This window comes from Rhodococcus sp. TAF43 (genome assembly GCF_052113525.1).
GTDB lineage: Bacteria > Actinomycetota > Actinomycetes > Mycobacteriales > Mycobacteriaceae > Prescottella.
In genome coordinates, this window is sequence record NZ_JBFRDL010000009.1 from 75,098 (window position 1) to 88,660 (window position 13,563).

12 protein-coding genes are annotated in these 13,563 nt (G+C 68.6%); 7 read left to right on the forward strand and 5 right to left on the reverse strand.

The window, feature by feature from the left end:
• Positions 1–93: 93 nt before the first annotated feature.
• Both AB4Z09_RS08785 and AB4Z09_RS08790 read left to right on the forward strand, forming a co-directional pair.
• Positions 94–738 (forward strand): PadR family transcriptional regulator, encoded by a 645-nt coding sequence (locus tag AB4Z09_RS08785; protein ID WP_442239561.1) that lies wholly within the window; start codon positions 94–96, stop codon positions 736–738.
• Complete coding sequence (locus tag AB4Z09_RS08790; RefSeq protein ID WP_174908569.1) at positions 735–2,231, forward strand: DHA2 family efflux MFS transporter permease subunit; 1,497 nt, start codon at positions 735–737, stop codon at positions 2,229–2,231. The genes AB4Z09_RS08785 and AB4Z09_RS08790 overlap by 4 nt, the downstream gene beginning before the upstream one ends.
• Here AB4Z09_RS08790 and zapE read toward each other — a convergent pair.
• A complete protein-coding gene (zapE, locus tag AB4Z09_RS08795) occupies positions 2,218–3,309 on the reverse strand; it encodes a cell division protein ZapE (protein ID WP_254622818.1) in 1,092 nt (363 codons plus the stop codon). The genes AB4Z09_RS08790 and zapE overlap by 14 nt on opposite strands.
• 42 nt (positions 3,310–3,351) lie before the next feature.
• On the opposite strand from zapE, the gene AB4Z09_RS08800 reads away from it, so the two are divergent.
• The gene (locus AB4Z09_RS08800) at positions 3,352–3,942 is read left to right on the forward strand and encodes a TetR/AcrR family transcriptional regulator (protein ID WP_174914490.1); all 591 of its coding nucleotides are present in this window, start codon (positions 3,352–3,354) and stop codon (positions 3,940–3,942) included.
• A 48-nt stretch (positions 3,943–3,990) separates the two neighbouring features.
• Here the strand turns inward: AB4Z09_RS08800 and AB4Z09_RS08805 are convergent, their stop codons facing one another.
• Positions 3,991–5,310: a DUF222 domain-containing protein gene (locus AB4Z09_RS08805; RefSeq protein WP_442239562.1), complete on the reverse strand. Its 1,320-nt coding sequence runs from the start codon at positions 5,308–5,310 to the stop codon at positions 3,991–3,993.
• Between the two features lie 366 nt (positions 5,311–5,676).
• Between AB4Z09_RS08805 and AB4Z09_RS08810 the strand changes: the two genes are divergently transcribed.
• Positions 5,677–6,096, forward strand: a complete 420-nt coding sequence (locus AB4Z09_RS08810) for an SMI1/KNR4 family protein (RefSeq protein ID WP_174908572.1) — start codon at positions 5,677–5,679, stop codon at positions 6,094–6,096.
• Positions 6,097–6,127: 31 nt separating this feature from the next.
• On the opposite strand, the gene AB4Z09_RS08815 is transcribed toward AB4Z09_RS08810, so the two are convergent.
• A complete protein-coding gene (locus AB4Z09_RS08815; RefSeq protein ID WP_174908574.1) occupies positions 6,128–6,607 on the reverse strand; it encodes a cupin domain-containing protein in 480 nt (159 codons plus the stop codon).
• A gap of 67 nt (positions 6,608–6,674) precedes the next feature.
• On the opposite strand from AB4Z09_RS08815, the gene AB4Z09_RS08820 reads away from it, so the two are divergent.
• Positions 6,675–8,033 (forward strand): DUF1254 domain-containing protein, encoded by a 1,359-nt coding sequence (locus AB4Z09_RS08820; RefSeq protein WP_174908576.1) that lies wholly within the window; start codon positions 6,675–6,677, stop codon positions 8,031–8,033.
• Between the two features lies 1 nt (position 8,034).
• Here the strand turns inward: AB4Z09_RS08820 and AB4Z09_RS08825 are convergent, their stop codons facing one another.
• Complete coding sequence (locus AB4Z09_RS08825) at positions 8,035–9,105, reverse strand: NAD(P)-binding domain-containing protein (protein WP_442239581.1); 1,071 nt, start codon at positions 9,103–9,105, stop codon at positions 8,035–8,037.
• A gap of 175 nt (positions 9,106–9,280) precedes the next feature.
• On the opposite strand from AB4Z09_RS08825, the gene AB4Z09_RS08830 reads away from it, so the two are divergent.
• Entirely contained in the window at positions 9,281–10,012 is a 732-nt protein-coding gene (locus AB4Z09_RS08830; RefSeq protein ID WP_114722979.1) for an enoyl-CoA hydratase, read from the forward strand.
• A 30-nt stretch (positions 10,013–10,042) separates the two neighbouring features.
• A complete protein-coding gene (locus tag AB4Z09_RS08835; protein WP_442239563.1) occupies positions 10,043–11,140 on the forward strand; it encodes an MBL fold metallo-hydrolase in 1,098 nt (365 codons plus the stop codon).
• 19 nt (positions 11,141–11,159) lie between these two features.
• Here AB4Z09_RS08835 and AB4Z09_RS08840 read toward each other — a convergent pair whose 3' ends face one another.
• Positions 11,160–13,532, reverse strand: coding sequence for a glycoside hydrolase family 3 C-terminal domain-containing protein (locus AB4Z09_RS08840; protein WP_442239564.1), 2,373 nt, complete (start codon positions 13,530–13,532; stop codon positions 11,160–11,162).
• Positions 13,533–13,563 lie beyond the last annotated feature (31 nt).

The following is a 13,563-nucleotide window of genomic DNA, read 5'->3' on the forward strand; positions in this document are numbered from 1 at the left end:
CCTGGTCACAGGCCTCGCAGGGCATTGCCGGTGAAGCCTCCACGGCCGTATATTCCACGCGGAATATTTGGCGCGGAAGTGGGGTGACAGGAATTGCTGCCGCGATCAGTCACACCCCTCGGGGTGTCCGTCCTCGCGCTCCTGTTCGAGCGGCCCATGCATCCGTACGAGATGTACCAACTCCTCGTCACCCGCCGGAAGGACCGGATCGTCAAGGTCCGGCCGGGCTCGCTGTACCACGCCGTCGACCGTCTCGAGCGCGACGGATTGGTGGCGGTGGTGGGTACCGATAGGCAGGGCAACCGCCCCGAGCGGACCACCTACGAGATCACCCCGGCCGGACGTGCCGCGGTCCGTGAGCGCGTGGCCGAGATGGTGGAAGTCCCGGCCTCCGAGTACCCGCAGTTCACCCTCGGCCTGGCCGAGTTGCACAACCTCGGATCGGCTGAGGCCCTCGCGCTGCTCGAACGCCGGATCGCCGCGCTGGCAACCGAGATCGAGGAGCTCGATGCTTTCGCCGAGGCTGCTCGGGGGCGCGAGGTTCCCGACCTGTTCACCATCCCGTTCTCGTACACCCGGGCCATGGCACAGGCCGAACTCGACTGGCTGCGCGCGTTCGCGGCCCGGGTCCACAGCGGTGAGATCCCCTGGGTGACCGACGAACACCTCGAAATCTTGAAACGTGCGGACCAGCTACGTGCGGACCAGAAACTCGCAGATCAGAAGGGCAACCAATGAAAACCGAAGTCAAGCCCTGGCCGGCCCTGTGGGCCCTGTGTCTGGGGTTCTTCATGATCCTGGTCGACAGCACGATCGTCGCGGTCGCCAACCCGGTCATCACCGCCGAACTGGACGCCGACGTCAACGCGGTCATCTGGGTGACGAGCGCCTACCTGCTCGCGTACGCGGTGCCGCTGCTGGTGACCGGTCGGCTCGGTGACCGGTTCGGCCCCAAGAACATGTACCTCATCGGCCTGGTCGTGTTCACCCTCGCGTCCCTGTGGTGCGGCCTGTCCGGCGGCATCGAGATGCTGATCGTCGCCCGCGTCTTCCAGGGCCTCGGCGCGGCGATGATGACGCCGCAGACAATGGCCGTCATCACGCGAATCTTCCCGCCGGACAAGCGCGGAGCCGCGATGGGCCTGTGGGGCTCGGTGGCCGGCGTCGCRACTCTGGTGGGTCCGATCCTCGGTGGAGTCCTCGTCGACAACCTCGGCTGGGAGTGGATCTTCATCGTCAATGTCCCCGTCGGTGTCGTCGCGTTCGTGCTCGCGTGGCGTCTGGTCCCGGTGTTGCCGACCAGCAACCACAAGTTCGACCTGGTCGGTGTCGCGCTCAGCGCAATCGGCCTGTTCTGCATCGTCTTCGGCCTGCAGGAGGGCAACTCCTACGACTGGGACGCACGGACCTGGGTGCTGATCGGTGTCGGCGTCGTGGTCATGATCGCGTTCGTGTGGTGGCAGAAGGTCAATCGCAGCGAACCGCTGGTACCGCTCGCCCTGTTCCGCGATCGGAACTTCTCGGTCGCCAACCTCGGCATCATGACGATGGGCTTCTCCATCACCGCAGTCATGTTGCCGTTCATGTACTACGCGCAAAGCGTCACCGGTCTGTCGCCGACACGGTCGGCCCTGCTGATGGCACCGATGGCGATCGTCACCGGCATCCTCGCCCCGTTCGTCGGACGGCTCGTCGACAAGGCACATCCGCGCTTCATCGCGGGACCGGGCTTCCTGACGTTCGCCCTCGCCACCGCCTGGTTGGCGACGCGACTGACCCCGACCACGCCGATCTGGCAGATCCTGGTCCCGATGGCCGTCATCGGTGCGTCCAACGCATTCATCTGGGCTCCGGTCTCCGCGACCGCGACCCGGAACCTGCCCATGGCGCATGTCGGTGCCGGTTCGGGCGTCTACAACACCACCCGCCAGGTCGGAGCCGTGCTCGGTAGCGCCGCGATGGGCGCGTTGATGACGTCGCGGATCACGGCCGAGCTGTCCTCGGTCGGAATCAGCGGCGGTGCCTCGGCAGGGGAGGGCCACTTCATGGGCGGACAGTTGCCCGAGATGGTCCGCGAACCGTTTGCGACCGCGATGGCGCAGTCGGCGATGCTGCCCGCGGCCGTGCTGATGCTCGGCTTCGCTGTCGTGCTGTTCTTCGTCAATCCGCGCAAGGGTGAGCCGGTGCGCGAGGTCGTGGCCGACACCGAGTCGGCCGCTACTTCCAGCTGACGGATTCGGTCGTCGCTCCGGCCGTCGACGGTGCTTTCGCGCCGGTGGCGGCCGGAGCCGTCTCTGTGGGCCGCGTCTGCAACTGTCCGAGCCGGCTCAGGATCCGGTCGATGTCGACGGGCAGATGCTCGGCGCCGGCGAGCGAGTCGACCGTTCGGCCGGCGAGGAACGTCACCACGACGTCGCGGTCGTACAGGACGTCGACGAGATTGGCGAAGCGTTGCGCCGGTTCGCTTCCCGCGTGCACGAGATCGGGGATGTCGCTGATCACCCAGCGTTCGTGCCGTGCGGTGAGCTCCAGATAGTCCGCCGGCGCGGTGGTGTGGCCGCACAGGTCCGCGAAGTCGAACCACAGGCAGTGCGCGTCGGCGCGGAGCGCGACGAGCGGGTGCCCACACGGTGACATCGTCCGTCGTTCGGTCGGTTCGGGGCGCTCGAGCCCGAGTAGAGCGAGTTGCTCAGCGTCTGCAGGGACCACCCAGTGCCCGGCCGCGAATCCGGCGGCGTGGTCCGAGCCGGTGCGATAGTCACGGGGCCCGTCGACCGCGACGACGGCCAGAGACCGTTCGATCAACTCGATGGTCGGAACGAAAGCGTCGTGGAACAGCGGATTGGGCATCAGGCGGTGCGGCGGATAGTTCGACGTCACCACGAGGGTGACGTCGCGGGCGAGGAGCGCGGGCAGCAGTCGCGCGACGAACGTGGCATCGCCGACGTCGTGGACGTGGAACTCGTCGAAGCACAGCACCCGGACGTCACGGAGCAGGTCGTCGAGCGCGGCGTCGAGGTTGTGGCCGCGTCGGCGGATGGCGACGTGGAGGTCACGGAAGAACTCGTGGAAGTGCACGCGCAGTTTGTGTTCCGTCGGCAGGCCGTCGAAGTACGTGTTCAACAGCCAGCTCTTCCCGCGGCCTACGGGTCCCCACAGGTACACGCTGCGGCCGTCGGCTGCAAGCAGGTCGGAGATCGCTTGCCGCTGAGCGTGATCGAGTGCGAATCCGCGATCGGCGGCCGCAGTCTCGAACACTGCGGCGGAAACGTGCAGGGCGGGGAGGGGCGCGCGCCGGAACCATCTCACGGCCGAAACTCTAGCATCGTAGAGTCTGGGAGAATGGGAGACATGAATCACCGTCCCTCACGCCGCGAATCGATCTGTGACGCCGCGCTCGAGCTCGCGGCCGAGGGCGGCAACCACGCCGTCACGCACCAGGCGATCGACAGGCGACTCGGGCTCGCGAAGGGGTCCACGTCGTACTACTTCCGGACCCGTGATGCGCTGGTGGGTGCTGCGGTCCGGCGCCTGTCCGAGCGGTCTCGGCAGGCCTTTGTGGAAGCGCACGCCGTCGACGTGGACCTGTCGGTCGACAGTGCCGCCGATCTGATTGCCGGCCAGGTCGGTCTCTTGCTGACCGATCGGCGCCGTGACGTCCTGGCGCGCTACGCGCTCGCCGTCGATGCCGCCGGCGACGAGGAGCTTCGACCTGCACTCGCTGGGTGTCTCTACTCGGTGGAGAAGGCGACGGGGTTGATGGACGCGCTCGGTGCGAGTGATCCGCGCATGGCGGCGCACGACCTGATCAGCCTGCTGGAGGGGCTGGTGTTCGACGCTCTGTACGGGTCTCGATCGGTGCTCGGCAGCGGATCGGCGTTGGGCGCCGATCGACTTCGGTCGACGGTCCGGTTGTGGCTGGCCGCGCTTGCCGAGTCCTGAAATGCAACCCGCTGTAGCCGGCACCCGATTTGGGCGCCGGTTACAGCGTCATGCGGCGAGTGGTCCTGCGCGATTGTGCGCCGGGATGGGCTTCTTGTAGGGGTCGACCGAACTCGGTGGGGTGAACCACGGATGTCGGTCGGGGCCGATCTCGACTTCCCAGTGCGAGTGGTGGAGTAGTCGGTGGTGGTAGCGGCACAGGAGTACGAGGTTGTCGAGGTCGGTGGGTCCGCCGTCTGCCCAGTGTTCTATATGGTGGCCTTCGCAGTGGGCGGGTGGTTCTCCGCAGCCGGGGAAGGCGCAGCCGTTGTCGCGGGCGGCGAGGGCTCGGCGTTGTTTCTTCGAGACGGTGCGGGTGGTGCGGCCGAGGTCGAGCGGTACCCCGTCCTTCATGACGATCGGGGTGAGGTCGCAGTCGCAGGCGATGCGGCGGGCGGTTGCGACGGTGAGCGGCCCCATCCACGGCATCCAGGCGACGTCCTTGTCTCCCACCATGTCCGCGTGATCGGCGGGCGTGCTGCTGCCTGTGTCGGCGTGGCCGTCAGCGTTCGGCTCGGTGCGTGCGAGGTCGCGTGCGTTCACGTGTAGTGACAGGTGCGGCCGTTCGCCGCCTTCGACAGGAGCTGCGCCGGAGTTGAGGTAGTGGCGCAGGATGTCGGTGAACGCTTCGGCGCGGCGTTGTCCGGGGGTGCGCATGCCGGCGGGGTCGTCGACCGGGTTCCTCGGCTTGGTGAGGGCCGATAGCGCGGTGAGGAGCATTTCGCCTGTGACCGAGTCGAAGTCGCCTTTGACGGCGACGCGCCCGTTCAAAGTTTTGGAGGCGTGGAATTCGTTGCGGTCGGTGTCTTCGCTGGCCGGCAGGTCGTCGGATTCGAAGATGCGCTCGAGTTTGGCGATGGTGCCGCGCAGGGTGTCGGTGGTGGCTGTGGGGCCGGTGGCGCAGTCGAGCAGCACGTTGCGGCAGGAGTCGAGTGCTTCGGCGGGCATGCCGCGGGGCGGGCGCTCGCAGAACTTCGCAATCAGGCTGGCGTGGTCGGCGGAGATGCGGCCTCCTTCGAAGGCGTCGGCGATCTCGGGTTGGCGTCGGAGGGCTTTACCGAGGGCGAGGATCCGGGCGGCGGCGGGTACTTCGAGGAGGGTCGTCGATGCGAGCCAGAGTTTGACGCTGCGGAACCCGAGTGTGTCGAACGAGACTGCGCGCTCGTCGATTTCGGCGACCGCGGCGACGCGGAGTGTTTCGAGTCGTTCGATCTCGCGGGAGATGTCGACCGCGGCGGCGAGGAGTTCGGATTCGGGGAGTCGGCGCACGTCCTTGACGTGCAGCGATAAGGCTGCTGCGCCTGACTCGATGATTCCCCCCGGATTCATACTGAAAGTCTAGTTCGAACTGATGTTCGAGTCAATGGATTTCTCGTGCGTCAGACTTTCTGGTAGGGGCGACAGCGTCTCGGGGAACAGCCATCCGGCTCGGCCGAGCAGCGGAGCACGCTCGAGGAGCGTCGCCTGCGCAGCGAGAACGGGCAGCTGAAGTTGGCGTTGGCGGAGGCCGACGGTGCAACTGCGGATCTGTCAGCACAGCGCGAAGCTGGTCGATCAGGTCCTTTCCTGGGCCTCGAATCCCTGAGAGAGGCGTCCGGGCTGTCAGTTTCGAGGTTCGCACCACTCGCGCACATTCCCGAACGCACCTACCGACGCCGCCTCGCCCGCGCATCCCTGGGCCTTAGGATCGCGTGCATGGCTCTCGGTGCTGAACTGGTCGCACGCATCGAACGCGCGGTGGCCACCTACGGACCCGGGCGGCCCATTCCCTCCGGCGAGCTCCGGAACGGATTGAGTGCTCTGGGTCTCGTTCCCGACCCGGACTACGAGGAGTTCGTCGGCCGTTGGGGTGGCTGTTTCGTCGGTGTGCCCGTACACGCGTGGGACAACGCCTCGATCCTCGGGCGCGAGAGCAGCATCGAGTTGACCACCTGGGCGCGTGAGGCGTACGGAACCGTTGTCGACGGTGTCGTCATCGCCGACGACGGTTCCGGTAACCCGATCTGGATCGCTGCCGACGGAAGCGTTTGCCTCGTCGATCACGACAACGGTGGCGAAACAGTGGAACTCGCTCCCGATTTTCGAACTCTCCTCGCCGACAACGTCCACGATTGACCCGCCGAGGACGAATCGCGGATGCGACCCATCAGTACTGCGATGGCGACGACATCGGGTACTCCTGGCCTTCGAGGCGGAAGTCTGCGAAATCGAAGCCGGGAACGACGACGCAGCTGACGAGGCCGGCCTCGTCGTCGGCTGGGCGGGCCCGCTGCCATGTGCGTGGCGGCACCACGATCTGCGGGCTCTGCCCGGCCGCGATGTCCGGCCCGACGACGTGCGTGGTCACCGCGTCGGGTGTGTCACCGTCGCCGCCCAGCTCGAGGAGGATCGGGCTACCACGGTGGTACAGCCAGATCTCGCTGCCGCGCACACAGTGCCACGCCGACTGCTGTCCGGGCTCGAGCAGGAACAGGATCGCCGTCCCGGCGGAGCGTGCGCCGCCGTACATGTTCGGCAGCGCGACGCCCGGTAACTCGATATCGCTGCGCCACGTCTCGCGGTACCAGCCGCCTTCCGGATGGGGAACGAGGTCGAGCGAGCGTGCCCACGCGGGGAATTCGGTCACCAGACCATGATGAACCCAAAGTTCGCGGATCGCGAGCGAAGGTGCGCCAACGGTGGTGGAATGAGCCATGACCAATCCGAGCAGCGATTCGGCAGTCAACGTCGAGTCGGCAGTCATGGCGTTCATCTACGGTTTCGCTCCGGTGTTCAACCTGTCCCAAGTGCAACGATTCGTGACGACAGGGGTCGGGGCCAACGCGGCGGCCCCGTTCAATTCCTTCAGCCATGCGACGGATCTGGCGGGTCCCGAGGACACCTTCGTCTCGATCAACAACGACACCGTCTATTCGATGGCGCAACTCGATCTCGGTGTGGGGCCGCTCCTGCTGGACGTGCCCGACACGGCGGACGCGTACTTCGTCCTCCAGTTCGTCGATGCGTGGACCAACAACTTCGCGTACATCGGTAAGCGGGCGACCGGAACGCAGGCGGGAACCTACGTACTGGTTCCGCCGGGCTGGCCCGGCGAACTGCCGGCGGGTGCGACGCCCGTGCACTGCTCGACGCGCATCGTGTCGGTCGTCGGCCGGTGGGCGTGCGACGGACCCGGTGATCTGCCGCGGGTGCAGAAGCTGCAGGATCAGACTTCACTCAGCGCGATGACGTCCACCGATCCGGAGGGACTGCCGGAGCCGGATCCCGCAGTGCCGGAAGAGCTTCTGTTCTGGGAGAAGCTGCGGCTGTATCTGCAGGCTTTCCCGCCGGCACCGCGCGACCTGGCGCTGCAGCACGCCTTCGCGTCGCTGGGACTGCTCCAGACGGGACCGTCGCCCTACGTCGGCGCCGACCCGGCTCTCGCCCAGATCCTGATCGAGGGCGCCGCGCAGGGCCGCGCGAAGGTGGAGGACGCCTTGAAGTCGGGTGCCGGCGACGCCGTGGTGAACGGCTGGCACCAGACCTTCCACGTCTTCGACTACAACGACGACTTCTTCGAGATCGGGACGATCGACGCGCCGGAATGGCGAATCTCGGATCGTGCCAAGGCGATCGGGCTGCGTGCGGCGGCGGCGATGGGTGGGCTGTGGGGTAACCACGGGTACGAGGCTGCCTACAGTCCCATTTACACGGACTCCGACGGCGACCAGTTGACCGGCGACCACACCTACACGATCACCTTCGCGCCCACCCCGCCGGTGGAGGCGTTCTGGTCGATCACCATGTACAGCATGCCGAACTACTACCTGGTGGCGAACCCGTTGGAGCGGTACTCGATCGGTGATCGCACCGACGGCCTCGTCTACGGCGAGGACGGTTCACTCACGGTCACCCTGAGCGCGACCGAACCGGCCGACCCGACGGCGCGTGCGAATTGGCTTCCCACACCGACGGGTTCGTTCCGGCCGTTGCTGCGCATGTATATCCCCGACGAGGCAGTGCTCGACGGCAGCTACCGGATACCGCCGATCGTGAAGTCCGACCGCGGCTGACTCACCCCTTCAGGTATTGCGTCAGCTCCCGGGCCGCGGCGCGCCCCGCGCGATTGGCTCCGATCGTGGAGGCCGACGGCCCGTAGCCGACCAGGTGCACGCGGGGATCGGCTGCCACCTGCGTCGCGAGCCGGCCGGTCATCGTGATGCCGCCGCCGGGGCCGCGCAGGCGCAGCGGTGCCAGGTGGTCGAGCGAGGACCGAAAACCGGTGCACCACAGGATGACGTCGGCGCGTTGCTCGGAGCCGTCGGGCCAGCGCACGCCGGTCTCGGTGATCTCCGCGAACATCGGCAGTCGGTCCAGTACGCCGCGTTCGCGCGCGGCCCGGATCGCGGGTGTGACGGGCAGTCCGGTCACCGACACCGCCGATCCTGGCGGCAGTCCGCGGCGCACCCGTTCCTCGACGAGCGCTACTGCGGCCCTGCCGATCTCGGGCGTGAACGGTTCCTCGCGGAACTGTGGCTCCCGGCGGGTGACCCAGGTGGTGGTGGTGACGCAGGAGATCTCGTCGAGCAACTGCACCGCGGAGATGCCGCCGCCGACCACGATCACGTGCTGCCCCTCGAACTCGCGCGCCGACCGGTAGTCGCGGGTGTGCAACTGGCGTCCGGTGAACCGCTCGGCGCCGGTGACGGCGGGCACGAACGGACGCTCCCATGTGCCCGTCGCGTTGACGAGTCCGCGGGTCAGATAGGTGCCGTCGGGTGTCTCGACGGCCAGCCGCTCGCCGCGATCGCACACGACGGTGGCGTGCGTGGGGCGGTGGACGGGCAGCTCGAAGCGCTTCTCGTAGAGCCCGTAGTAGTGGGGGACGGCGTCGGMCGCCCGGACCGTGTCGGTGTCGGGCCCGAGGGTGTTCGCGAACGGCATCCCCGGGAGGTCGTGAACCCCGTTGACGGTCCGCAGCGTCAGCGACGGCCAGCGGAACTGCCACGCCCCGCCCGGTCCGGGCGCATGGTCGAGCACCACGAACTCCCGTTCGGGGGCGAGCCCGAAACGGCGCAGGTGGTACGCGGTGGACAGGCCCGCCTGCCCCGCCCCGATCACGACAACCTCGAGGTCGGTGTCCATCACGCTCCGATCTGTCATAGCCTGAATCTGCCGCAACGCCTCCGACGGGTCCGTTGTTCCATCGAACTCGGTGTGTCTGTGGATGCTGCGTGACAGGTACTGTTCGGAGCGCACCCGCCGGGGCCCGTCCACACGCGGACGGGGTCCCCGCACCCGAGAAAGCGAGTGGAGCCACATGATCGGGACCAGCCGTGACGGCCACGTAGTCACGCTCGAGCTACAGCGTCCGGATCGACGCAACGCCCTCAACTCCGAGTTGTGCATCGCGCTGCGCGAGGGCCTCGAGAAGGCGGTCGCGGAGGAGGCCCGGGTGGTGGTGCTCACCGGTCAGGGCACCGCGTTCTGTGCGGGTGCCGACCTGTCCGGCGACGTCTACGCAGAGGGATTCACCGACACGCTGCTCGAGATGCTGCACACCATCGACTCGATCCCGATCCCGGTGATCGCCGCGATCAACGGCCCCGCGATCGGGGCCGGTACCCAGCTCGCACTGGCGTCGGACCTGCGCGTGGTCGCGTCCGAGGCGCGGTTCGGGATCCCGGCGGCGAAGCTCGGGATCACGGTGGACAAGTGGACGGTGCGCCGGTTGGTGTCGCTCGTCGGCGGCGGACCGGCGCGGACCATGCTGCTCGGCGCCGAGATGCTCTCGGCGGAAGAGGCTTTCGCGCGCGGACTGGCGAACAAGATCGGTGACCTCGTCGCGGCGCAGGAGTGGGCGCGCACCATCGCGGAGCTCGCTCCGCTGTCGGTTCGGCACCTCAAGCTCGTTTTCAACGACGACGGGACCCGCGAGCCGCAGACCGAGGAGCAGCTCGCCGCGTTGTTCGCGGCCTGGGGCAGCGACGACGCGCAGGAGGCCCGCGCGGCCCGCGCGGAGAAGCGCGCACCGGAATTTCGGGGTAGGTAGAACCAGCGCAGGCAGGGGAGCGGAATGGTCATGATCGGCAGAGGTGTCCTGGTCGCGGCAGCGGCCGCGGGCGCGGGATGGGTGGCACGGGCCGCGTGGGGAGCGGTGCCGGCGCTGGGTGCGTCGCGAGCCGCGATCAAGCCGTATGCCGCGGCGTCACCGCGGTACCGGGACAGCCGGTTCCACAACTCCGATCCCAGTTCATCCCTGCCGGCGGGCTCCCAGTCCGGGCTCGCGAAGGCGTTCCTCACACGCGGAACCACGGGACGCCCGCGCCGGGAGATCCCGCTCGCGACGCCTCTCGCGCCGGCCGCCGCGGGCGAACTCGCGGTGACGTGGTTCGGGCACTCGAGTGTGCTCGTCGAGGTCGACGGTCGTCGTGTACTGGCGGACCCCGTATGGAGCGAACGGGTTTCGCCGTCGTCCGTCGTGGGCCCGGCGCGCATGCATCCGGTGCCGATGTCGTTGGCGGACCTGCCCGCGATCGACGCCGTGGTGATATCGCACGACCACTACGACCACCTGGACCAGGCCACCGTCACCGCCCTCGCCCGCACACAGGAGACCGTGTTCGTGGTTCCGCTCGGGGTCGGGGCGCACCTGCGGCGCTGGAACGTCCTGGACGAACGGATCGTCGAACTCGACTGGGACGAGCAGGCCGAGGTCGCGGGACTGACCCTCACCTGTACCGAGGCCCGGCACTTCTCCGGACGCGGGATCGCCCGCGACACGACGCTGTGGGCGTCCTGGGTGATCGCCGGGCCGCAGCGGAAGGTGTTCTTCGGCGGCGACTCGGGCTACACGCCGCGTTTCGCGGATCTGGGCCGCGCGTACGGGCCGTTCGACGTGACGCTGCTGCCGGTCGGCGCGTACGACGAGCGCTGGCCCGACATCCACATGAACCCGGAGGAGGCCGTGCGGACCCACCTCGACGTGGGCGGCGCGCTGCTGATCCCCATCCACTGGGCCACCTTCAATCTCGCGTTCCACCCGTGGGGTGAGCCGATCGCCCGCGTCGCGGATGCGGCCGCGGCGGCCGGAGTCACGATGGCGGTGCCCATGGTGGGGCAGCGCATCGACGCGCTCCGGCCGCCGACCCAGAAGACGTGGTGGGACGAACTGGGCTGACCCCGGCCCGGATGCGGGGCTACTTGCGGCGCAGGGCCGACACCAGCTTCCGGGTACCGCGCAGCAGTCCACCGTTGCAGATGTCGACGAAGGCCTGCGTCGCCTCGGGCGTGACGGCGCCCTGCGAGAGCATCGTCATCATCCGCGGCGGCAGCTCCTGCAGCGACCGTGCGAACAGCAGCGACAGCGGATCGTCCTCGTCGGCGGCCGGGATCATCGCCGCGACCTTCCGTCGCATCACCGTCGTCAGCAGTGTCGCCGCGGGGTGGCGGATGTCGGCGAGCGGGGTGTCGACGGTGTAGTGCCCGGGCGCGTCGACGACGTTGTCGGGCAGCGAGCGACCGTACAGTTCGGCGAACGCGTCGCGCTCGAACATCGGTGACCCGTGATACCCGGCCGGGCCGGGTGCGAAGCCCGTGCGGTCCGACTCGAGCGTCACTGTCGCCGACGCCCGGATGTCGCGGGACGACGCTCCGACGCGGATCTCGAAATCGCCGGATTCGATCGACCAGTCGTCGACCGTCGTGTCCCAGAACGCGAATGCTCGGCGATCCAGTTGCACTGTGACGCGGCGTGATTCGCCCGGGACCAGGTGCACCTTGGTGAACCCGGCGAGTTCCTGATCGGGCCGGAAGACGGTGGACTCGAGGTCACGCACGTAAACCTGGACGACGTCGCTGCCCGGCCGGTCGCCGGTGTTGGTCACCCGGACGCTGACATCGAAGCGCTGCTCGGACGCGTCGTCGTTCTCCACTTCGATGATCTCGAGTTCGGTCCAGTCGAACGTCGTGTAGCTCAGTCCGTGGCCGAACGGGTAGCGGACGTCGACGTCGGCGGCGTCGTAGTAGCGGTACCCGACGTACACGCTCTCCCGATACTCCACCTGCGCCGGCCCCGCGGGCCACACGTGCACCGGGTTGTCGGTCACTCGCAGCGGGAACGTCTCGGCCAGTCGGCCGCCGGGCTCGGCGTCGCCGATCAGGACCCGGGCGACCGCGCTACCGGAGGCCTGTCCGCCGAGGTACCCCTCGAGGATCGCGGCGACGTCGTCGTGCCACGGCATCGTCACCGGGGCGCCGTTCGCGAGCACGACCACCACGCGCGGACAGGCCTCGGCGACCGCGGCGATCAGTGCGTCGTGACCGGCCGGCAGATCCAGGTTCGCGCGATCGACACCCTCGGTCTCGTAGCTGTCGGGCAGGCCCGCGAACACCACCGCGACGTCCGCCGCCCCGGCCACCCGGCGAGCCTCGTCGAGCAGCGCGGGTTCGGTGCGGCCCGAGCCGCGCACGTAGCCCGGCGCGTAGGACAGGCGGTCCGCGCCGACCTGCTCCGTCAGGTCGGTCCATGCGTCGTCGACGCGATGCGGGTTGATCCCGGAGCTACCGGCGCCCTGGTAGCGCGGCTGCTTGGCGAACTCGCCGATCACGGCGATGCGTTCGGTGGAGCCGATCGGCAGCACGCCGTCGTTCTTCAGCAGCACCGTGCCCGCCTGCGCCGCACGCCGAGCGAGGGTGTGGTGGGCCGCGTGGTCGTAGCCCTTCTCTGCGGTGCGCGCCGGGGCCGTGCGCTCGATCAGCCGCCGCACCGACTCGGCGGCCCGGTCGAGGGCGGCGGCACTCAGTTCGCCGGTGCGCGCCGCCTCGAGCACCGCGTCGTCGCCGCGCCCGCCGTAGCCGGGCATCTCCAGATCCAGGCCCGCCTCGAGGCAGGTGGACCGCCGGGTCACCGCTCCCCAGTCGGAGACGACCAGACCGTCGAACCCCCAGGCGTCGCGCAGGATGTCGGTCAGCAGGAAGCGGTGCTCGGCGCAGTGGGTGCCGTTCACCCGGTTGTAGGCCGCCATCACCGTCGCCGGCCGGGCCGCGACGACGGCGTGCTCGAAGCTCGCCAGGTAGATCTCCCGCAGCGCGCGGTCGTCGACGAGCGCGTCGACGCTGTAGCGGCGGAACTCCTGGTTGTTGACGGCGAAGTGCTTGAGGGAGGCGCCGACGCCGGTCGACTGCACGCCCCGGATCCAGGCCGCGGCCATCCGGGACGACAGGAACGGATCCTCCGAGAAGTACTCGAAGTTCCGCCCGCACAGCGCGCTGCGCTTGATGTTCGCGCCCGGGCCGAGCAGGACGCTGGCGTCCTCGCTGCGGGCCTCGGCGCCGAGCGCGACACCGACCTCCTCGAGCAGTTCGACGTCCCACGTCGCCGCGAGGGCAGATGCGGTGGGAAAGCAGGTCGCCGGAACGGATTCCATGGCGTACCCGGCATCGGTGCGCTGCTTGCGGAGGCCGTGCGGTCCGTCGGTGAGCATGATGGCGGGCAGTCCCGTCCCGGCGGGAGCCTGGGTGTTCCAGAAGTCGGCACCCGATGTGAGGGATACCTGCTCGTGTGTCGTCATGTGACCAGCATGCCCGTGGCGCCTCACACAG

What these genes read in the sequence shown, in the direction of transcription:
- AB4Z09_RS08835 (WP_442239563.1), top strand. Translation starts at nt 10,043, where the DNA reads ATGATCGGCAGAGGTGTCCTGGTCGCGGCAGCGGCCGCGGGCGCGGGA.
- AB4Z09_RS08810 (WP_174908572.1), top strand. Translation starts at nt 5,677, where the DNA reads ATGGCTCTCGGTGCTGAACTGGTCGCACGCATCGAACGCGCGGTGGCC.
- AB4Z09_RS08830 (WP_114722979.1), top strand. Translation starts at nt 9,281, where the DNA reads ATGATCGGGACCAGCCGTGACGGCCACGTAGTCACGCTCGAGCTACAG.
- AB4Z09_RS08840 (WP_442239564.1), bottom strand. Translation starts at nt 13,532, where the DNA reads ATGACGACACACGAGCAGGTATCCCTCACATCGGGTGCCGACTTCTGG.
- AB4Z09_RS08805 (WP_442239562.1), bottom strand. Translation starts at nt 5,310, where the DNA reads ATGAATCCGGGGGGAATCATCGAGTCAGGCGCAGCAGCCTTATCGCTG.
- AB4Z09_RS08800 (WP_174914490.1), top strand. Translation starts at nt 3,352, where the DNA reads ATGAATCACCGTCCCTCACGCCGCGAATCGATCTGTGACGCCGCGCTC.
- AB4Z09_RS08820 (WP_174908576.1), top strand. Translation starts at nt 6,675, where the DNA reads ATGACCAATCCGAGCAGCGATTCGGCAGTCAACGTCGAGTCGGCAGTC.